Source organism: Halorhabdus sp. CBA1104, assembly GCF_009690625.1.
Classification (GTDB): domain Archaea; phylum Halobacteriota; class Halobacteria; order Halobacteriales; family Haloarculaceae; genus Halorhabdus.
On record NZ_CP033878.1, the window covers coordinates 713,286 to 734,019 of the forward strand.

Annotated in this window: 19 protein-coding genes; 11 read left to right on the top strand and 8 right to left on the bottom strand. The window is 63.1% G+C overall.

Going from position 1 to position 20,734, the window contains the following annotated elements; translation table 11 throughout:
- Positions 1-29 precede the first annotated feature (29 nt).
- Together Hrd1104_RS03755 and mutL are read right to left on the bottom strand one after the other, a co-directional pair.
- On the bottom strand, positions 30-965 hold the full coding sequence (locus Hrd1104_RS03755; protein ID WP_154551494.1) for a sugar kinase: 936 nt from the start codon (positions 963-965) through the stop codon (positions 30-32).
- Between the two features lie 87 nt (positions 966-1,052).
- Positions 1,053-3,161: a DNA mismatch repair endonuclease MutL gene (gene mutL, locus Hrd1104_RS03760; protein WP_154551495.1), complete on the bottom strand. Its 2,109-nt coding sequence runs from the start codon at positions 3,159-3,161 to the stop codon at positions 1,053-1,055.
- Between the two features lie 90 nt (positions 3,162-3,251).
- Here mutL and Hrd1104_RS03765 point away from each other — a divergent pair, with 90 nt between their 5' ends.
- The 3 genes from Hrd1104_RS03765 (at position 3,252) to Hrd1104_RS03775 (ending at position 5,429) form a co-directional block, all read left to right on the top strand.
- Entirely contained in the window at positions 3,252-3,758 is a 507-nt protein-coding gene (locus tag Hrd1104_RS03765; protein ID WP_154551496.1) for a hypothetical protein, read from the top strand.
- A gap of 64 nt (positions 3,759-3,822) precedes the next feature.
- Positions 3,823-4,707: an aldo/keto reductase gene (locus tag Hrd1104_RS03770; protein WP_154551497.1), complete on the top strand. Its 885-nt coding sequence runs from the start codon at positions 3,823-3,825 to the stop codon at positions 4,705-4,707.
- Positions 4,708-4,709: 2 nt separating this feature from the next.
- Positions 4,710-5,429 carry a class I SAM-dependent methyltransferase gene (locus Hrd1104_RS03775; protein WP_154551498.1) on the top strand — a complete coding sequence of 240 codons (720 nt, stop codon included), beginning with the start codon at positions 4,710-4,712 and terminating at the stop codon, positions 5,427-5,429.
- Between the two features lie 25 nt (positions 5,430-5,454).
- Here Hrd1104_RS03775 and mutS read toward each other — a convergent pair whose 3' ends face one another.
- Complete coding sequence (gene mutS / locus Hrd1104_RS03780; protein WP_154551499.1) at positions 5,455-8,100, bottom strand: DNA mismatch repair protein MutS; 2,646 nt, start codon at positions 8,098-8,100, stop codon at positions 5,455-5,457.
- A 122-nt stretch (positions 8,101-8,222) separates the two neighbouring features.
- Between mutS and Hrd1104_RS03785 the strand changes: the two genes are divergently transcribed.
- Complete coding sequence (locus Hrd1104_RS03785) at positions 8,223-10,325, top strand: hypothetical protein (protein ID WP_154551500.1); 2,103 nt, start codon at positions 8,223-8,225, stop codon at positions 10,323-10,325.
- Here Hrd1104_RS03785 and thiD read toward each other — a convergent pair.
- The gene (thiD, locus tag Hrd1104_RS03790; RefSeq protein ID WP_154551501.1) at positions 10,322-11,656 is read right to left on the bottom strand and encodes a bifunctional hydroxymethylpyrimidine kinase/phosphomethylpyrimidine kinase; all 1,335 of its coding nucleotides are present in this window, start codon (positions 11,654-11,656) and stop codon (positions 10,322-10,324) included. The genes Hrd1104_RS03785 and thiD overlap by 4 nt on opposite strands.
- A gap of 92 nt (positions 11,657-11,748) precedes the next feature.
- Between thiD and Hrd1104_RS03795 the strand changes: the two genes are divergently transcribed.
- The 3 genes from Hrd1104_RS03795 (at position 11,749) to Hrd1104_RS03805 (ending at position 12,743) form a co-directional block, all read left to right on the top strand.
- Positions 11,749-11,958, top strand: coding sequence for an antitoxin VapB family protein (locus Hrd1104_RS03795; protein ID WP_154551502.1), 210 nt, complete (start codon positions 11,749-11,751; stop codon positions 11,956-11,958).
- Positions 11,955-12,347 (top strand): PIN domain-containing protein, encoded by a 393-nt coding sequence (locus tag Hrd1104_RS03800; protein WP_154551503.1) that lies wholly within the window; start codon positions 11,955-11,957, stop codon positions 12,345-12,347. Before Hrd1104_RS03795 ends, Hrd1104_RS03800 begins: the two co-directional genes overlap by 4 nt.
- 75 nt (positions 12,348-12,422) lie before the next feature.
- On the top strand, positions 12,423-12,743 hold the full coding sequence (locus Hrd1104_RS03805; protein ID WP_154551504.1) for a cupin domain-containing protein: 321 nt from the start codon (positions 12,423-12,425) through the stop codon (positions 12,741-12,743).
- Positions 12,744-12,767: 24 nt separating this feature from the next.
- Here the strand turns inward: Hrd1104_RS03805 and Hrd1104_RS03810 are convergent, their stop codons facing one another.
- Positions 12,768-13,805, bottom strand: a complete 1,038-nt coding sequence (locus Hrd1104_RS03810; protein WP_154551505.1) for an AIR synthase family protein — start codon at positions 13,803-13,805, stop codon at positions 12,768-12,770.
- A gap of 101 nt (positions 13,806-13,906) precedes the next feature.
- On the opposite strand from Hrd1104_RS03810, the gene amrS reads away from it, so the two are divergent.
- A complete protein-coding gene (gene amrS, locus Hrd1104_RS03815) occupies positions 13,907-14,947 on the top strand; it encodes an AmmeMemoRadiSam system radical SAM enzyme (RefSeq protein ID WP_154551506.1) in 1,041 nt (346 codons plus the stop codon).
- Positions 14,948-15,071: 124 nt separating this feature from the next.
- Entirely contained in the window at positions 15,072-15,395 is a 324-nt protein-coding gene (locus Hrd1104_RS03820) for a hypothetical protein (protein WP_154551507.1), read from the top strand.
- Positions 15,396-15,412: 17 nt separating this feature from the next.
- Here the strand turns inward: Hrd1104_RS03820 and aglJ are convergent, their stop codons facing one another.
- Positions 15,413-16,486: an S-layer glycoprotein N-glycosyltransferase AglJ gene (gene aglJ, locus Hrd1104_RS03825; protein WP_154551508.1), complete on the bottom strand. Its 1,074-nt coding sequence runs from the start codon at positions 16,484-16,486 to the stop codon at positions 15,413-15,415.
- A 69-nt stretch (positions 16,487-16,555) separates the two neighbouring features.
- Complete coding sequence (gene aglM / locus Hrd1104_RS03830) at positions 16,556-17,854, bottom strand: UDP-glucose 6-dehydrogenase AglM (RefSeq protein WP_154551509.1); 1,299 nt, start codon at positions 17,852-17,854, stop codon at positions 16,556-16,558.
- A gap of 141 nt (positions 17,855-17,995) precedes the next feature.
- Here aglM and aglF point away from each other — a divergent pair, with 141 nt between their 5' ends.
- Complete coding sequence (gene aglF, locus Hrd1104_RS03835) at positions 17,996-18,718, top strand: UTP--glucose-1-phosphate uridylyltransferase AglF (protein ID WP_154551510.1); 723 nt, start codon at positions 17,996-17,998, stop codon at positions 18,716-18,718.
- 83 nt (positions 18,719-18,801) lie between these two features.
- The gene (aglG, locus tag Hrd1104_RS03840) at positions 18,802-19,740 is read left to right on the top strand and encodes a glucosyl-dolichyl phosphate glucuronosyltransferase (protein WP_154551511.1); all 939 of its coding nucleotides are present in this window, start codon (positions 18,802-18,804) and stop codon (positions 19,738-19,740) included.
- On the opposite strand, the gene Hrd1104_RS03845 is transcribed toward aglG, so the two are convergent.
- Entirely contained in the window at positions 19,730-20,629 is a 900-nt protein-coding gene (locus Hrd1104_RS03845; RefSeq protein WP_154551512.1) for a glycosyltransferase family 2 protein, read from the bottom strand. The genes aglG and Hrd1104_RS03845 overlap by 11 nt on opposite strands.
- Positions 20,630-20,734 lie beyond the last annotated feature (105 nt).

Genomic DNA, 20,734 nt, shown 5'->3' on the forward strand with positions numbered 1-20,734 from the left:
TAGATGCGAGAGACGACCACCGCGTTGTGTTACAATTCCTCGCGGACCCGATCGACAGCCGATCGATCGATCGCTGGAATCGGGCCGGGGATGGTCCGACAGACTGCCGCTGCGGCGACGCCATACGAGAGTGCCTCGTCCGGTGGCGCGTCGGTCAGCAGCTGCTGGATGAACGCGCCGGCGAAGGCATCGTGCTGGCCGGCCGCGTCGACTGTCTCGGTCTCGATCGACTCACACTCGTGAAAGACACTATCCTGTATAGCGATCGCACCGTACTCGCCTCTCGTCATCGCCAGGAGATCGAAGTCCCACTCCGAGGCGACGCCGTGGGCAACCTCCCGATACTCCCCGCTGCGCTCGAAGACCGTTTGAAGCTGACTTTCGTTGGCGATCAGGACATCGACTTCGGGGAGGATCTTCTGGAGGGCCTGACGCGCATCTTCCGGCGACCACAACCGGGGCCTGAAATCGAGTTCGAATACGGACAGTCCGCCGTCGGCTCTGCCGGCTCGTAACGCTGCTTCGATCGTGTCGGCGGCCGTCCCAGAGAGGGCAGCGGTACTGCCCGCAGCGAAGACGGCATCGGCCGCCTGGATGCGATCCATCGACAACTCGCCTGGCGTCATCGAGGCGGCCGCGGCCCCGTCACGGTCGTGGACGACCACCGCCTCACGGGGAGGGCTGGCCCGCTGGTAGAACTCGATCCCGAGTCGACCACCCTCACACCAGGTGACGTCCGTTTTCGCCCCATATCGGTGTAACTCGCTGATAACTCGCTTTCCGAGTTGGGTTGCCGGCACTTTCGACAGCCACCGCGTGTTGGTCCCGAGATTTGCGGCGGCGATGGCCACGTTGCTCTCGGTCCCGACGGCAGACATCGACACTTCGTCACTGCCGACGAATTGCTGTGCACCCGGTGGTGAAATTCTCAGCGGCGTCTCCCCTACGGTGATAAGCGTACTCATGCTCGTCACATCACACCCACTCGCTATAATGGACACGATCAGCTGCAGGATTTGAAGCCACTCCGGGCCCCTTCGATACTCATACAGTCACTCGAATCGGCGCGTCGTGTGCCCGGGATAGTCACGCTCGAAGCGCTCTGCGAGTTCCGCAGCGTCGATCTCGATGACGACTGGCCGGCCGTGCGGACAGGCATAGGGGTTCTCACACTCGTCGAGTCGCTCCAGTAAGTCGACGATCGACCCGTCCGTCAACGACGTGTTGCCTGTGATCGACGGGTAACAGGCCAGGTCTGCGAGCAATTCGTCGGCCGCTGCCTCGACAGTGCCGTCGGGGTCCGCTTCGTCGGTAACGAACGACGCCAGGACCTCTCTGAGGAGTTCGGGATCGGCTGTCTCGGCCAGGATGGTCGGGACAGTGCTGACGGCCACGGTTTTTTCGTCAGTACGGTCTGCAGTGAAGCCGATTCCTTCGAGTGCCGGCTGGAATCGTTCGAACAGTTCGGCTTCCCTGGCGGTCAGCGATAGCTCGACCGGCTCGGCCAGCGCCTGCGTCGTCGTGTCGGCGGCGAAAGCGTCCGTCAGTCGCTCGTAGTTGATCCGCTCGTCGGCGGCATGCTGGTCGATCAAGACCAGTCCGGTGTCCGTCTCGGCGACGACGTACGTGTCTCTGAACTGTCCGAGCACCCGCATCGACGGCAGCGAGTCGAATTCGTTGTCGAGTGCGTTCTCGCCGTCTCCGAGTGTGGTCTGTGCCCCGCGTTCTCGGATGCGAGTCGGTGCTGGCTCCCCCTCGTCGCTGTCGGCTGGTCGGCTGCCGGCTGTTGCTGGCTCGGCGTGCTGGCTGTCCGAAGCCGGGCTGGATCGCTCGCGATCCGGCGTCGACGGCGGATCGGTCCTCTCTGGCGCTGTCGCGGTGTCTGTCCGAACGCCGCGGTCGTCTCGCCCGTCGGTCGCGTCGCCGCTGTCGGGGGTTTGCTCGGAGGATGGCCCTGTCTCTGAGGCTGGATCTGAGGGTGCTGTCTGCCGTCCGCTGTCTGGCTTGGTCTCGCCGACGCCACGCGAGGCGTCGACCTCTCGAGTCCCGTGATCTGTCTCGCCATCCGCTGCTGGCTGCCCTTTGCCCTGCTCGATCGTCGTCTGGTCGGGGGCCGACCGACCGCGGGGTGCACTCGATCGGACCAACCCTTCCCGGAGGAGCGCGTTCTCGACGGCGGTCCGGACCTGTTCGCGCAAGCCGGCCTCCTCGGCAAAGCGGACTTCCATCTTCCGAGGGTGGACGTTGACGTCGATCACGTCGGCCGGCAAGGAGAGATTCAGCACCGCAAACGGGTACCGGTCGGGCGACAGTTGCGTGTCGTACGCCTCGATGACGGCATCACGGGCGGCGTTCGACCGGACGAACCGGCCGTTGACGAACGTCGAGAGGTACTCCCGGCCGGCACGGGTCGTCTCCGGGTCGCTGACCAGTCCGGAGACGTCAGTCAGCGGTCCCGCGGGCAGATCCGCCGCCCGGACCTCGATCATCGATTCTGCGACCTCACGGCCGTAGACAGCCATAATCGTCTCCTGGATCGAGCCCTGCCCGCTCGTGGCGAAGGTCTCCCGGCCGTCGTGTTCGAGTTCGACGGCGACGGCCGGGTTCGCCAGCGCGTAGTTGGTGACGATCGAGTTGACGTGATCGAACTCCGTGGCGTCTTGACTCAGATACTTCCGGCGGGCTGGCACGTTGTAAAAGAGATCCTCGACAGTCACCGTCGTCCCTTCCGGGCAGCCTGCGGGTTCGACGGTCGTCACTTCGCCGCCTTCGACTCGCAAGCGCGTGCCGTGGTCGCCTCCCTGCGGGCGCGTCGTGATCGTCACCCGGGAGACGGCCCCGATCGCGTGCAGCGCCTCGCCGCGGAACCCCAGCGTCCCGACGCCGCCCTCGAGATCCGCGATGTCCCGGATCTTGCTCGTGGTGTGTTCCCGGACCGCGGTCCGAACCTGGGATTCGGTCATGCCGACGCCGTCGTCGCTGACGCTGATGGCGTCTTTCCCGCCGGATTCGACCGCGACGTGGATTCGAGAGGCGTCGGCGTCGAGGGCGTTTTCGAGCAGTTCCTTGACCGCCGAGGCGGGACGCTCGACGACCTCGCCGGCGGCGATGCGCTCGACGGTGGTGTCGTCGAGCTCCCTGATCTCTTCGCGTTCGCTCATGTGGGCGTGTTGACCGCCCGTTTGCAGGCCGCGACCTTGAGTGTGCGGTCTCGCCAAACAGTTACGGCATCTGCCGCTGTAGGAATACCTATGGACCTGACAGACGTTTTCGAGGAGCTTCCCGACCCGAGTGCGTACTCGTTTCCCGACTACGCGATCCCGCAGGGCGACCCGGTGATGCCAGTCGCCGTGACCGACGACGAACTCCACGCACTGTTGGCTCTGTATGAAACTTTCGCCGATGTCGACCCGACCGGGATGGACTCGAATCCGTTCCTCGCGAACACGACCGAATTCCTCCAGCAGACCTTCGGCACGCCGTCGTACCGGCCGGACGAACAACTCAACGAAGACGTCGCATCGATGCTCAACGACTTCTCCGAGGACCTGCATGGTGAGGGCATGGGCGTCGTCGACGCGACACCGAAACACCACCAGACGCTGTATTTCTTCCTGATCAGCGCGAAAGGGTATCACATGGCCCCACACATCCAGTTCGATCCCGATCCCACCGCGGTCGAAACGCTCTATCGCATCTACCAGCGTGTCACCGAGCAGGACTACTACCTCAAGCGCCCCTCGACTGTCCTGGAGTGAACGGTCGATTCCCTCTAGGCCCCCGTCACGGTGACTTATGGTCCGGACGCGAGTACCGTCGTGTATGCAAACCCGTCCACTCGGTGCAACTGGCCAGGAAAGTAGCGTCGTCACGTTCGGGACGATCGCACTGAACTGGCTCGAACAGGAGGGCGCAAACCAGCTGATCGAACTCGTCCGTGAGCACGGCGTCACCCACTTCGATGTCGCCCCGACCTACGGCGACGCCGAACTCAAACTCGGGCCGAAACTTCGCCAGTATCGGGAGGATATCTTCCTGGGCTGTAAGACTCAAGAACGCTCCTACGAGGGAGCCTGGCAGAAACTCGAACGATCCATAGACCGTCTCGGCATCGAGAAGATCGACCTCTATCAGGTCCACGGCTTAGAATACGAGGAAGAACTGGAGACGATCACTGCCGACGACGGCGCGCTGGCTGCCTTCCGGGAAGCCCAGGAACAGGGCTTGATCGACCATATCGGATTGACGAGCCACGGCAACCCAGGGTTAATTCGAAACGCGATCGAGGAGATCGACGATCTGGAGACGCTGATGTTCCCGCTGAATCCCGTCGTCGACGCCAAGGACGGCGAGGAGTACGATTACGATGCCGTCTTGCAGCAAGCCGACGAGGCGAACATCGGCACGCTCGCGATCAAAGCCTTCGCGAAGGGGTCTTGGCCCGACACAGCGGAGCTGCCCGAACACGAGCGACCGTACGCGAACTGGTACGAGCCGGTCGATGAACCCGACGTGATCCGCGACCGCCTGAACTACACCCTCTCGCGTGGCGTCGATACGGTTGTTACCCCTGGCGATCCCAAACTCGTCAAGATGGTGCTTTCGGCCGGCGATCGCTACGAGGCACTCGACGAGGCGGCCCAACGTGCGATCGTCGAGCAAGCTCGCCACGCCGAGAGTCCGGTCCCCGAACAACTGCACCACTGACGATGGACGTTCCGGAGACGGTCGCGACGGCGCTTGCGGATCGAGCCGTGGCTGGCAAGCGCTGTCTGGAGGCCGGTGCCGGCGCGGGGAACGCGACGCTCGGCCTTCTGGCTGCGGGGGCTCGTGAGGTCTTAGCGGTGACGAACGATCGCGAGCACGCCGCGACGGTTCGTGAGCGTGTCGCGGCGACCCAATCCGAGTCCGTCCGCACGATCGAAGCCGATCTCCGGGACATTCCACTGGCGGACGAGACCGTCGAGGTCGTCACGGCCCACGCGCTGTGCAACGTCGTCACGACGGCCGAATTGCCGGCTATCGCGGACGAACTCACGCGGGTCGCCGCACCGGGGGCGCAGTTGGTGGTCGACGACTACGCGCCGCTTCCGGATAGGGCGGCCATGGCCGACATCTTCGCCCTCGAAAACGCAGCAGGGCAACTCGCCGACGGTCGCCCGCCGCTGACGTTCTATCCCGAATCGCTGCTCCGGAGCGTCTTCGAATCGCGTAGCTGGACGTTCCAGCGCCGGAAGGCCCTCCTCGATCCGGTCCCGTGGACGGAGACGCACGTCGAGGCCCACGCTGACGTCGCCAGAGCGGCTGCAACGTCCCTCGACGGCGATCTCGGTGACGCACTCGCGGCCGAAGCTGATCGACTGATCGAAGCGATCGGCTCGGAATCGGTCGGCGAGATGTATAGCCTGGCGTTCCGACTCGACGGGTGAGACGAGCAGCGATCGCCGCGGCCCGTCAGCGCCTGTCCAGTTCGTCCTGCCAGGCCTGGATCTGTGATAAGAGTTCGACGGGCGGCGTCTCGTTGACGTCCAGGGCGGTTAATTCATCGAGGACCGCCTCGGCGTCATCACCGAACCGGTCGGCGATCTGATCGCGGGCTTCCGGGTCGCCACCGTCGGCACTCGCCGCGTTTCCGGCGGTGAACTCGCCGGCCGAGAGATCGAAGACAGCCTGGGTCGTGCCACCAGAGCCGCCTTTGGCCTCGATCGCTTTCTCCTCGCGCAGGCGGTCGAGCACGTCCCGGGAGCGATCGACAACCGGATCGGGCACGCCGGCCAGATCGGCGACGTGGATGCCATAGGAGCGATCGGTCGCACCGTCCCGGACCGTCCGGAGGAAGGTCACGTCCCCGTCGCTCTCGTCGGCTGCGACGTGGACATTTTGGACGCGAGGCAGGTGTTCGGCCAGGCTCGTGAGTTCGTGGTAATGGGTGGCAAAGAGCGTCTTCGCCCGCACTTCGTTGTGGAGGTACTCGGTGGCGGCCCACGCGATCGAGATGCCATCGAAGGTTGCCGTGCCTCGGCCAACTTCGTCTAAGATGACCAGTGACTCGTCGGTCGCCGAGTGGAGGATGTTCGAGAGTTCCTGCATCTCGACCATGAACGTCGAGCGACCCTGGGCGAGTTCGTCCAGTGCGCCGACGCGGGTGTAGATCCCGTCGACGAGGCCGATGGTCGCCGAGCGGGCCGGGACGAACGAGCCGATTTGGGCCAGCAGGACGATCAGTGCCGCCTGGCGCATGTAGGTTGACTTCCCGCTCATGTTCGGCCCGGTGACGATCAGGAACTGGCGATCTCCGTCCATCCGGAGGTCGTTGGGGACGAACTCCGTCGCCTGTTCGACCACCGGGTGACGGCCCGCTTCGATGTCCAGGGTGCGAGAATCGACCAGTTCCGGACACGTCCAGTCGTTGCGGACGGCGTGGGTTGCCAGGGCGGTGAGTACGTCGACCTCGGCCAGCGCGGCACCGACATCCTGAAGCAGCTGTGCCCGCGTTGCCACGCGATCGCGCAATTGCTCGAACAGCTCTCGCTCCAACTCGTGGCGCTGTTCCTCCAGCCGGAGAATCTCGCGTTCGCGTTCTTCGAGTTCGTCGGTGGTGTAGCGCGTGGCGTTTTTCAGTGACTTGACGTTCTCGTAGTGATCGGGGGCCTTCTCGGTCTCGCTGTTGCCGACCTGGATGTAGTAGCCGTCGGTCTTGTTGCGGTCGACCGAGAGGTGGGTGATACCGTGTTCGCGACTCTCGCGGTCGGGAAGCGTCTCGATCCACTCCAGGGCGGCCTCGTGGTTCTCGATGATTTCGTCTAGTTCGTCGTCGTATCCCCGTCGGATGATTCCGCCCTCGGTGATCGTCCCCGGTGGGTCCTCGACGATGGCCGCGTCCAACTTTTCCTGGAGTTCGCGTACGGCCGACTGATCTACTTCAGCCAACCGATCGGCAAGTGGCGAGTCCGACAGATCGGGCGTCTCGGCGACGATTTCTCGGACCGTCTCGGAAAGGGCGAGCGTCTTGGCTGCGGCCCGAAGGTCCCGGGCATCGGCGCTGCCGGAGGCGGCCTTGCTGGCCAGTCGCTGGAGGTCGTAGGCGTCGCCGAGTTCCTCGCGCAAGCGCTCTCGTGCCATCGCCGCCCCGGCCAGTGCGGCCACGCTTTCCTGTCGGCGATGGAGCTTCGTTTTCGATCGACGCGGGCGCTGCAACCAGGCTCGCAGCGTCCGGGTTCCGGCGCTCGTGACCGTGTGATCGATCGTATCGAGCAGCGACCCTGACTGCTCGCCTTGCATCGTCTCGGTGAGTTCCAAATTCCGCTGGGTGGTCGCATCGAGTTCGACGTGTTCCCCGCCGCCGTATCGCTGCAAGCGTGTCATCGAAGCCAGCACACCCTGGCCGGTCTCCTCGACGTACGCGAGGACGGCCCCGGCAGCCGCGATTACTGGATCTGTGTCCAGTCCCACACTGTCCAGTGTCTCATCGCCGAACTGGTTGCGCAACCGGTGGCGCGCTCGTCCGGGGGCGAACGCCTCAGTCGCGTGCAGCGACAGGGTGGCGTCGGTTCGCTCGCGGAGCCGATCCAGTGTCTCGTCGTCGGTCCGGACCGTCGGTCCCGGGAGGACTTCCGTCAGGTTGAACCGGTAGAGTTCGCTGAACACGGCGTCCCGGTCGGGCGAACTCGTCACGAAGAACTGGCCGGTCGTCACGTCGGCAAAGGCCAGTCCCCATTCGTCGTCGCCCACAACAACGGCCGCCAGATAGCGTGCCTGAGCATCGGTCGCCGAGAGCAATGTCCCGGGCGTGACGACGCGTTCGATATCGCGGGCGTGGCCGTTTGCCGTCTCGTGTTGTTCGGCGACGGCGACGCGATAGCCCCGTTCGACAAGTCCCTTGAGATACGGCATCAACTCGTCGACGGGGACGCCAGCCATCGGATACGAGGAGCCGTGACTAGATTTCTTCGAGATTTGCAGATCTAATTCGTCGGCGACCGTCTCGGCGTCCTCAGCGAAAAACTCGTAGAAGTCCCCGACCTGCATCGCCAGCAGGTCGGCGTCAGTCTCGGCTTTGAGGGACAGAAATTCCCCGACGATCCCCTCGGCGTCAGTCATACCAGTACCTGCGACCGAGGCGCGGTAAAAGGCTACGGGACTGATCCGACAGGTACGGAGTCCCTGTGGTGTCCACCCGGATGGCCAGCGGACTCATATATCCGTGGCTCTTCGATCCGACAATGACTCGGGTCTGGATCGCCGCCGGGGTGCTGGGTATCGTCCTTCTCGGGACGGTAGCGCCGGTCGCTGCGGGCACAGTTTCGGGCTCGCAGCAGGAAGCCGAATCCACGGCGACTGCCTTGGCAAGGACAGACGCGTCTCCCATCACGATCACGCAACGCCTTCGGCTGACACCGGATCGGCCGGGCGAGATCGGCGTGACTGTCGCCGTGACGATCCCCGATCGAGTCGAAGGGGTGGAATTGCGGCTCCCTGATGGCGTGTCGGTGACAGGTACTGACGGATTCGAACAGGTCGCGAGCGACCGCTACGAGTGGACCGGAGACGGTGCCGAACCGACGATCACCTACGATCTGCCGGCAAACCGGACCACGACTGGTGAGGGACCCGAACCCGGCTCTGGCACGTATCTCTACGCCGATACCGGCCCGTGGGCGATCGTCTCGCCACCGGGTCCCGGCATCGGCTATCAATGGCGCGGGGAAGACGTCAGCGTCGACCGTCGCCTCACCGTCCCTGGCGAAGGCGTTGCCGGCGAGCGGATGGCGTATCTCGGCCCCGCTCGCACGTACAACCGGACGGCTCACGGCCAAACCTTCGAGGTGATCGTGCCCAAGGAGGCGTCGATGACCCCAGCCCCCGAGCGAGTACTGGATACTTTCGCCACGGCGTCGGACAGATTGCGGGTTGGCGATCGTGACGAGCAGGTCTTCACCATCGCCGCACCGAGTGAGGTCGATTGGGGCGTCAGGGGCCTCCAGACAGGGGACAGCGACATGTGGGTGGCAGCCGACCAGCCCCTCGCAGAAGCGGACACTACCTGGCTCCACGAGTACGTTCACTCCCGCCAGCGACTGAATACGACGACCTCGACCCAGTGGCTCTACGAGGGCAGTGCCACCTATTATGCCGCGAAGCTGGCGCTGGAGGGCGATCTCGTCGACTTCCAGGAGTTTCATCGGACAGTCGACCGCGGCACTGCGAACCGATACGAGGACGACGTTCTCGCTGACCCCCCAACCTGGTCGTATCGGGGCGAGTACGACAAGGGCGGTCTCGTCGCGGGCGAACTCGACCGGCAAATCAGACTCGAAACGAACCGGACGAGTCGCTTCGATGCCGTCTTTCAGACACTGAACGCCCGCGATGCCCAGTTCGATCACCAGCAGTTCGTGGACATCGTTGCCGGAGCGTCGTCACAATCTGTCGCCCAGTTGGCCGACCGATACGTGACGACGACTGACCGGCCCTCGATGTGGGAGCAGGCCGAACACGATGCAGCGTTTGGCGCTGCCCCGGCTCAGTTCACCTCTCAGCTCCCACCGGATAGCGAGTCCTACCGCGTCGAGAGTCGGTTCCGGAACGTGTCCGTCGAGACACTGCCGACTCTCGTCGTCGGCGAGTCCATCCACATCCCGGTGAACGTCACGAACGTCGGCGGCACCGCTGGCACGTACGACACACCGGTAACGATCGACGGCGCGGCCATCGCTCGCGTGAACGGCGAACTGGCCCCCGGCGAGTCGGCGATCGTTACGGTCCCGTATACATTCGACGCGCCGGGATCGTATCGCCTCCGCGTCGGCGACGTCTCGACGACGGTGACAGTCAGCGAGCCGGCAACGCCGACCGTCGAGGCGATCGCGGTCAACCGGACGATTGTCGAGGGAGCGGGTGACGTCTCGGTAGTCGCGACCGTTCGCGGCAACGACTCGATCCCGGCAGCGGGGACGATAACGATGACGCGAAACGGGAGCGTTCACGCCGAGGAACGCGTCCGTCTCACTCCCGGTGAAAGCCAGTCGATCGAGACGACAATCAACCTGCCCCAGCCGGGCGTCTACGAACTCGCCGTGGGCGAGAAATCGGTGGCGGTGACGGTACGCGAGCCGGCTACCCCAACGCCGACACCCACTCGAACTGACACACCAACGACAGAACGGACGAGCGCCGTCACGACAACGACGACTTCCCTATTCGAGACGGGGACGACACCGCCCGGAGACGAGTCCGCACCGACGACTACCGCTGGCCCCGGCTTCTCTGCCATGCTCGCGCTGGTCGCAATCCTGCTGGCGATCGGGGGACTCAAACGACGTTAGACGGCATCGAGCAGGGTCGCCGTCCTGGCTTCGAGTTCCGCCGGCGTCCGCCCGAACAGCACGGTCACAGGAACGCGACCCTTACCACCGTGGTTGATGAGCGCTGCAGGATCGGTGCTGCCGTCGAACGCGCGACCAGCACCTGCTTCCAGCGTCGGCGTCGATTCGAGAGTCACGACGTCACCGTCGAACTGTTCGAGTGCTGTTGGGATCGTCTCGTCGTAGCGCCAGTTGACGGCAAACCGGACGCTTGGGTCGGCCTCACGGGCATCCAGGAGGTACCGGGCGACGTGACTCGACGCGCCGAATCGCACGCCTCCTGTCGTCGTGATCCCGTCCATCGCTCGCCTGAGACGCCCGTCGACGGCCGCGACCTCGCCAGGCCGTTCGGCGAACGGGGTCCCACCAACGACGTTCGATCCGACTTCGGGAACGAGCGGTGCGATCTCTCGATCACTGAACGCTTCGAGTAGGGCCTGGACGGCCTCGGCTGTCTCGGTCCGGGCGGCGCGCTCGCGAGTTTCGACGAGGTGGTGGACGGCCCCGGGTCCCTCGCCGACTGAGAGGTTATACCGGACCGCCCGCGCCAGCAAGTCGATCGCCCGGCCGACGCTCGTCTGGAGATCGGCCCCCTGGGCGAGATGGGCCGCGATCGCACTTGAGAGCGTACAGCCCGAGCCGTGGGTCGCCTCAGTGTCGATCCGCTCGTGGCGGAACGTCCGCACGGCAGGTTCACCTGTCGCATCCGCCGTGACGAGGACGTCGATTACGTCCTCGCTGGGGATGTGGCCGCCTTTCACGAGTGCCGCGTCAGCTCCCATCTCGACGATGCGCTCGCCAGCTTTGACGGCCGACGGTTCGTCGTCGGGCGCGATTCCTGTCAGTACAGCTGCTTCGTCGGCGTTGGGCGTCACCACGGTCGCCTGGGCGATCAGTTGCTCGTAGGCGGCTTCGGCGTCGGATTCGAGCAATCGATCCCCCGATGCAGCGACCATCACGGGGTCGACCACGAGTGCGGGGAGGTCCGTGGCGTACTCCGTGACGGTCTCGATGACGTCACTCGTCGCGAGCATCCCGGTTTTGGCAGCCTGGACGTCGAAATCGTCGCGGACGGCCTCGATCTGTGCCCTGATCTGCTCGATTGGCAGGAGGTGGCTCCCCTGGACGCCCGTCGTGTTCTGGGCTGTGACGCTCGTGATCGCGCTGGTGCCAAAGGCCCCTATTGCCTCGATGGTCTTCAGATCGGCCTGAATCCCCGCGCCGCCACCGGAGTCGCTGCCGGCGATCGTCAGCACGGTCGGCGGGTCGTGTGGGGCTTCGTTGCGGGTCATGGATGAGTCTATTCACGGGTTATACAAATCCATGATGCTCTGGGCCTGGATTGGCGGAACGACTTTGTATACGGCAGCGTATACATTTCAACATGAGCAAGAGCATCCGGGTCGCGGAAGACACACACGCGGCCCTCGCGGAATTGAAGGGAGACGACGAGTCCTTCGACGAGTTGCTATCGCGGCTGATCGAGGACCGGCGGGAAGCGATTCAATCCGGCGCTGGGATCTGGGAAGGCAGTGACGCCGCGACGGTGGCTCGCCAGAAGCGCCGAGCAATGAAAGAGGACGTCGGGCGATGACGCTGTACGATAGCAGCGTGCTGATCGACTATCTCGATGGCAAATCTGAGACAGTGGCGTACGTCGAGGACCACCACGATCGGCGAGCCGTCGCACCCCAGCTGGTCGTTTTCGAAGTCTATCAGGGAGAGGTATTCACGGCTGGACCGGCTGATTTCGAGGCCGTTGACCGTGCACTTTCGTGGGTGGACGTCGTCGAAGCGCCAACTGGAGCCGCCAGGAGCGCCGCCGAAGTTCAGGCAACGCTGCACGAGCGTGGCGATGCCCTCGCTCCGCGGGACGCGTTTATTGCTGGCATGGCAGATCGGCTCGGCGAACGGCTGGCCGTCGCTGACGCCGACTTCGACGTCGCGGGACTCACCGACGTCCTCGACGTAGATTTCGTCTGAGTCACGCTGGATTCTCCGACGTGAACTAGCAACGGGACAGCATATTTGACGCTCGCCGGTGAATCCTGGAATGGGATGGCATACACCAAAGTCAACTACGAAGACGTCGACCCGGTCGCCGGATCGATGCACTTCCTGCGCGATCCATTGGACTGTGAAACCGTCGGCGTGACCGTACTGGACTGTGAGCCAGGCTGGTCGGGGAAGGCCCACGACCATGCCGAACAGAACCACGAGGAAGTGTATCTGTTGGTGGAGGGTGAGGCCACAGTAACTGTCGACGGCGAGGACGTTTCGATGGAAGCGGGCGACGCGGTGCGGATCGCCCCCGACGCGACCCGGGAGATTCAGAACGGCGAGATCGAGAGTACGTTCGTGCTCGTCGGCGCGCCCTAGCGGGTCCCGTCGAGACGGACGACGTTACTCGTCTTGGGCTTGCAACTTCTTCATGTACTCCTCGAAGGCCGCCCAGTAGGGGTCCTTGCCGGGGTGGTCGATGTTCTCCCCGTCGACAGTCAGGCCTGCCCCCTCGACGACGCGCCCAGCATCGGCGGCAGGAATCCCCTCTGATTCCAGCGCCGAGAGAACGTCGTCGACGCCGTCGGGATCGACCGTCGCCAGGAGCGTCCCCTCGCTGATCGAGATCCAGGGATCGATGTCGAAAAAGTCACAGGCTGCTTCGACGCCGGGCTGGATCGGGATGGGGTCTGTCTCGATCTCGAAGCCGACGCCCGCCGAACGGGCCATCTCGAAGAGGCCGCCGTAGACGCCGCCCTCCGTGGCGTCGTGCATCGCCGTGACCGGTCCAGCCGAGGCGGCGATCATCGCCTCCTCGATCGGACTCATGTCGTAGAAGCGGTCCGTGGCGGCCTGGATCTCCTCGGCCGGAACGTCGCCTTCCATCAGCGAGTCGAAGTGGACCGAAAGCAGGCCCGTCGCCTCGATGGCTGGCCCTTTCGTGACGATCACGCGATCGCCGGGGCGCGCACCATCAGGTGTCACCAGATCCTCGAAGTCGCCAGTGGCAAGCGACGTGCCGCCCCCAACCATGGGGTAGTTGACGCCGGCATAGCGACCTGTATGGCCCGTGACGATCGAGACGCCCAGTTCCTCGGCCTCTTGGCCGAAGGTCTCCCAGACGGTCTCGAACTGTTCGTCGGTGATCTCCGGCGGGAGATTGAAGTCCACGCTGAGGTAGGCGGGGTCGAGTCCCGAGACTGCTACATCCGAGATGAGGACGTGGAAGGCAAACCACGCCGCGCGTTCGAAGCCTGCCGCGGGCACGATAAAGACGGGATCGGTCGCCATCGCCAGTGCTTGCCCACCGACGTCGGCGACACCGAAGTCGACGCCGTGCTGGGGCTTGAGGCGGACATCGTCCCGGTCGGCCCCGAGACGGGGGTAGATGTACTCGTCGAAGAACTCGCGATCGGCCTTGCCCAGTTCGGGTTCGCTCATACACAGGGTGGTACTCGTCGGTGGTATTTAGCTTGCGCGTCACAGGACGACCGATCAGGCCACCGGAGCAGGCTTTTGGGCGTCTGGGTCCAAGATCACGTATGTCCACGTTCGACGGCGAGGCGGGCGTCCCCGCTGATCTGGTCGTCGAAACCGACGACGGGTTACAGTGTACTGCCTGTGCCCACCGATGTACACTCTCGCCCGGTCAGGCTGGGATCTGTGACGTCCGGCGGAACGTCGACGGCGAGTTGCGCCTGCTGACTTACGGGCAGGTCTTCGACCGGCCGACCGGCCCGCCGGGCACCGCCGACCCGATCGAGAAGAAACCGCTCTACCATTTCCACCCGACGACGCGCGTCCTGAGTTTCGGTGGCGTCTCCTGTAACTTCGCCTGTGAATTCTGCCAGAACAACCACATCGCCTTCGCTGGCCCCGCGGATGTCGAACTGCGAGACGTCTCGCCCGACGACGCCATCGAGAGTGCGGCCACACAGGACTGTGCCGGCGTCGCCTGGACGTACAACGAGCCGACGATTTATGCCGAATACGTCCGGGATGGGGCACGTCTGGCCAAGGAAGCGGGACGCTACACGGCGATCGTCACGAACGGCTACTTCACTGAGGAATTCCTCACGGAAGTCGGTCCGTATCTCGATGCGGCGAACGTCGACGTCAAGGGGTTCCGGGATCGCTCGCACGTCGAGCACATGGGGGCGCAACTCCAGCCGACGCTCGATGGGGCACGACTGGCCCACCAGGCGGGCATTCACGTCGAACTCACCTACCTGACGATCCCTGATCTCAACGACGACGCCGCGGAAATCCGGGCATTCGCCGAGTGGGCCCGAGACGAACTCGATCCGTCGGTGCCGGTCCACTTCACTCGGTTCCATCCGGACCACGAGATGCGTGACCGGCCGGCGACGCCCGTCGAAACGCTCGAACGGGCGGCGTCGATTGCCCGCGACATCGGTTTGGAATTCGTTTACGTCGGCAACGTCCCCGGCCACGAGGACAACGCGACCCGGTGTCCGGACTGTGGGGCAGTCTGGATCCGGCGACATGGTTTCCGGACGAGTCTCGAAGTCGATCTCGACGGGGCGTGTGCGTGTGGGCGACCGATCGATGTCGTTGTCTGAGATGCCGGGACTTGAACGAACGGTCGCCGTCTGACGATACTGGGCCGATCGCGCTGCCTTGGACTCTCGCCAAGCGGTCCTCGCACCCAGGTTTTTACAGGGCGGCGTTTCCTCATATCACCTGATGGGAGTCCGTCCACCTGCCGACGACGACCTATCGGAACCGGACGTCATCGAGTTCGGGATTCCGGCACTCGATGCGCGCCTCGAAGATGTCTCGTTTCCGGCCACCAGTCACGAACTTCGAAACACGTACGGCGACCTGCAAGTCCCGTACAACGCCTCCGGGAGCACCGTGACTCTGACGGAGGTGTTAGAGGAACTCGACCGCGAGGAATTCGAGACCGAACGAGAGTTGCTGGACGCGGCACACCCTGTCTTCGAACGCCACCGAGAACGCGATCCTAGTGGAGTCTTGGGTAGTCTCCGATCGCTATTGCCGTTTTGACCCACCGAACGCGTTGGTTACGTGTCGGTTTCGTTTTGGGTGTCCAGTGAATCCTCCGCGGCCGTCGAGTCAGCGGTCTCCGTCTGCGTGGTCGTCCCCTGGGTCTGCTGTGTGTGGGTCTGACTTCTTCGCGCACTGGCTGGCCTCTCGTGGCCTGCTCCGGATCGTTTACCTTCTTCTGGGAGCGCCCGATCCAGTCGCTGCATCTGCTCGCGATGGAGTTTGACGATCATATCCGAGAGCGTCCCGAACATCAACAATTGGACGCCGAAGATGAGTGCGATCCCACTCAGGAAGGCCATCACCTCGTGAGAGATACCTCGCGTGAACCACTCGACAGCGACGTACCCGCCCAGGCCCAGGCCGCCGAGGAGACTGGCGATCCCAACGCTCCCGAAGTAAAACAGCGGGTTGTTCGTCTTTGCCATCCGGTAGAGTGTCAGGAAGATGGTTGCGCCATCCCGAATGGGCCGCAGATTCGTCTCCGCCTCGCCAGGCCGGGATCGATACACGATCGGGACCACTTCCGTCTGGACGTTGTGTTTGACACACTCGACGGCCAACTCCGTCTCGATGCCAAAGCCGTCCTCTGTAAGCGTAACCCGCTCGATCGCTTCTCGTGTCAGTGCGCGGTAGCCGCTGAGAATGTCACCGTACTCTCGCCCGTGAATGTGGCGAAACGCCGTGTTGATGAGCGTGTTGCCGACCTGATTGAGACGGGACATGGCCCCTGCCTCCATGTCGGCGAACCGATCGCCGATCACGTGGTCTGCCCGCCCCTCGAAGAGCGGTTCGAGCATCGCGTCGGCGTCCTCGGCCCGATAAGTCCAGTCGCCGTCCAGCATGAGCACGTACGGGGCATCGGTCAGTGCAAAGGCTTCCCGGACCGCCTGTCCTTTCCCCGAGCCCGACTGCTGTACGACGTCTGCACCGTGGTCGGCGGCGATCGTTGGCGTCTTGTCTTCTGAGCCACCGTCGATTACCAGAATGTTGTCGAAGCCTTCCGCACGAAACGAGGAGAGTACCTTGCCGATTGCCCCCTCCTCGTTGTAGGTAGGGATGAGAACGCAGACATCGTCGTAGTCGGCCATTGGCTGTGTGTGTGCGGGCAGGGTGGAAAAGTCTGCGGGAATTCCCTCTCGAAAAGTCGCGTGTCGACTCTACCAGGTGAGGCCGTCGTATTCGAGACCGTCACGGTGCTCGACAATCCGGCGACCGTCGATTACGACGGGATCGGCCATCGTGTCGAACTCCGCATCGAGGGCGGCAAATTCGTCCCAGCCAGTAACGAACAGCGCCGCATCCGCACCCTCCAATGCCTCAGCTGCACTCTCGGCGTATTCGATATCCGGATACTGCTCGCGCATGTTCTCGATCGCAACGGGATCGTAGGCGACGATCTCGGCATCGCGTTCGAGTAATCCCTCGATCACTGGAACGGCCCGGGTATAGCGGATGTCGTCGGTGCCGGGTTTGAACGCCAGCCCCATCACGGCGACACGCTTGCCCGCAACGTCGGTGTGGTCGTCAAGTAGGTCGAGGAGGCGTTCAGGTTGGCGGTCGTTGACTTCGACCGTGGCGTCCAGCAGGACGGGCTCGTACTCGCGCTCGCGTGCTGCGGCGCGGATCGCCGCGACGTCTTTGGGGAAACACGAGCCACCCCAGCCCAGCCCACTGCGGAGGAAATGCTCGTCGATGCGGTGGTCCAGGGCGATCGCGTCGGCGACCTCGTAGGCGTCGACGCCGTATTCTTTGCAGATGTTTCCGAGTTCGTTGATGAGGCTAATCTTCGTCGCGAGGAAGGCGTTGTTGGCGTACTTGATCATCTCGGCCTCGCGGATCCCCGTCTCGACGATCGCAGGGTCGCCCGCGGCGGCTGCGACCAGCGGCTCGTAGACCCGATTCAGCGTCTCGACGGCCTGGTCGTCTTCAGACCCGATGACGATCTTGTCGGGGTCTTTGAAGTCGTCTAAGGCGAACCCTTCCCGGAGGAACTCGGGGTTCATCGCAATCCGGAACCCGTCGCCGACGGTCTTCCCCGACGCTTCTTCGATAATTGGCGCGATCGTTTCGGCGGTTGTGCCGGGGATGACCGTGCTCTTGACGACGACGAGGTGGTCGTCGTCTTTCTCGGCGATGACCTCGCCGAGTGACTGTGCGGCAGCTTCCATCGCCGAGAGGTCGATGCTGCCATCGTCGTTGGAGGGAGTGGGCAGCGCGAGGAAGGTGACGTCGCTGTCGGCGAGTTCGTCGTAGTCGGTTGTTGCGACGAGCGAGTCACCGCCGTGGGCAGCCATGAGTTCGTCCAGGCCGGGCTCGTGGATGGGAGCTTTGCCGTCGTTGACCGCTTCGACGACATCCTCGTCGATGTCGACGTTCGTTACTCGATGCCCCAATTCGGCGAACCAGGCGGCGATCGTCGTGCCGATGTAGCCGCTACCGACGACGCTTACGTGCATCACTGGTGGTTCAATCGCATCCGGTTTGTACGTTCCTGTTTCGCACTGGTTATCACGATCAATCGAGACAATACAGCGATTCCAGCACCAGCGCTCCCGTCACGGCAAGACATTTACCCCACGGACCGAAATACAGATTCGATGAAAGCTGTCGTACTCGCGGCGGGTAAGGGCACCCGTCTCCGGCCGCTGACAGAGGACAAGCCAAAAGTGATGGTCGAAGTTGACGGCAAGCCTCTCCTCACCCATAGTTTCGAACAACTGCTTGAGCTTGGGGCCGACGAGTTAATCGTCGTCGTGGGCTACCAGAAAGAGAACATCATCAGCCACTACGACGACGAGTTCGAAGGCGTGCCGATTACCTACACCCACCAGCGCGAGCAAAACGGGCTGGCCCACGCGCTGTTAACTGCCGAGGAACACATCGACGACGACTTCATGTTGATGCTCGGGGACAATATCTTCCGGGCGAATCTGGACGATGTGGTCAAACGCCAGCGCGAACAGCGCACTGACGCTGCGTTTCTCGTCGAGGAAGTGCCCTGGGAGGATGCTTCGCGGTATGGCGTCTGTGACACCAACGATTACGGCGAGATCGTCGAAGTGGTCGAGAAGCCTGATGACCCGCCATCGAATCTGGTGATGACTGGCTTCTATACGTTCTCACCGGCGATCTTCCACGCCGCCAAGCTCGTCCAGCCCTCCGATCGCGGCGAGTACGAGATCAGCGACGCGATCGACCTGCTGTTGCAGAGCGGGCGGACGATCGATGCGATCCGCCTGGATGGTTGGCGAATCGACGTGGGCTATCCCGAGGATCGCGACGAGGCCGAGGAGAAGTTGCAGGAAGAACTTGAGGCGTAAGCGAATAACCTCTTTTACTGATGGGCCTGTTTGACGTACGGAAAGCGCAATGTTATTGACGCCATACAGCGGAAATTTGGGCAATGAAGGTCTCGGTCGTCGTCTGCACGTATTCGATGGATCGGTATCCAGTGTTTACGGAGGCCGTCGAGAGTGCCCTCAAGCAGACCCACGATCCGATCGAAGTCGTGCTGGTCGTCGATGGCAACGACCGCGTCTATGACCGTCTACAGGACGACTTCGGCGACGAGGCGAACGTTGTCACCCACAACAACGACGAGAATCGAGGGATCTCCTACAGTCGAACGAAGGGGGCCGAAATCGCGAGTGGCGATATCGTCGCGTTCATCGACGACGACGCCACCGCTGAACGCGATTGGATCGAGAACCTTGTGTCCGTCTACGAGGAGACGGACGCCATCGCCGTCGGCGGAGACGTCAAACCGGACTGGCAAACGGAGAAGCCGGATTTCTTTCCGGCAGAATTCTACTGGCTGGTCGGCTGTGTGGAACCGGGCTTTGCCGAGGACGGTGAGGAAGTTCGGAACACGTACGGGTCGAACATTTCGTATCGCCGCGAACACTTCCTCGAGGTCGGTGGGTACGATCCGAACACGGGCCGGAAGGGTGACAAACATCTCCAGGCCCACGAGGCACCCGTCGGGATTCGGTTGTTGGAGGAGTACGGTCGAGGGATGGTGTACACCGAGGACGCTGTGGTTCATCACAAACTCTTCGAGTACCGGGGCGAGTTCGGCTGGCTGGTCTCGCGGTCGTTCTGGCAGGGCTATTCGAAGCGCGTGATGGACCTGCTGTATCCGAACGCGCCTGACGACAAGAGTGCGTATCTGAAGCAGCTGTTGGCGTATTTTGTGCCGAAGCGCGTTCGGGGATTGGTTCGGTCACCGTCGGTTCCGGCGGTGTTACAGCTCGTGACGATTTTCGTGTTTACCGGCGCTGTCGGGTTGGGATATTTCTCCGCGATTTTGACGCCGAACGTGGTCGAGAAGGCTAATTCGTAGGTGCCGGGATATCGTCTCGTTTCTCGCCGAAGAAGAACTCGTAATAGTAGCCGAGGCCTCTGGCTGCGAGCATCGTGATGGAGAGGAATGCGAACACGAGTCGTGTGAACACGGAGTCCGGTTCTTCCGTTTCTTCGCCCCCACTTGGACCGCTCGGTCGTGGTGGGACCCCTGGTTTGCCATACCGTTCGGGATAGTAACGCTGTTTCTGACAGAAACCTCGCCCGACACGGAAGTTTTTCTTCGCGAGAGATTCGAAGGAGGTTCGGGCGGGATGGTAGACCGTCGCGTCCTCGGCGTACCCCTGGTCGTAGCCCGCCTCGTGGACGCGTTCACCGAACTCCCTGTCACCACCTGAAATGAGTCTGGCGTCGAACGGGCCGACGTCCTCGAAGACCTCGCGCCGGACGAGCAGCGCGCACGTCGGGGCGTAGTTTTCGTTTTCGAGATACTGTTTGACCGGAAAGCCAGTGTGTTTGTTGTACCTCCCGACGAGCGTGTCCTCAGGGAGTGTGAGTTCGACGTTGCACCCGAGGTAGTCGACGTCCTGCTCGTGCATTGCTTCGAGCGCGGTTTCGAGCCAGTCCTCGTCGACGGTCTCGTCCGCGTCAAGGAACGCTAGAACGTCGCCTTCAGCGTGTTCGATTCCCTTGTTGCGAGCGGCGTAGGAGCCTTGGATGTCGTCCTCTACGAGAAGGTGGACATTGTCGTGTTCGGCGGTGTAGCTCTGGATAACATCACGAGTGTTGTCCGTGGAGCCATTGTCAACAACGAGTAATTTCAATAAGGGTGGCCTCTGCTCGGCTAGTGAGTCGATGGTCTGCGAGACACCGTTGGGATCATTGTAGACAGGGACGATGGTGGAGCCTGATTCACGCAGATTATTCATTGATACTACTCCGATTCACAGTAGCACCAATCAACAACAAAAGCGCGTCGGTCAGTTTTCGCGTCATTGGTTCGCTTTGCTATCGATAGTTGCGTATTCCGATAG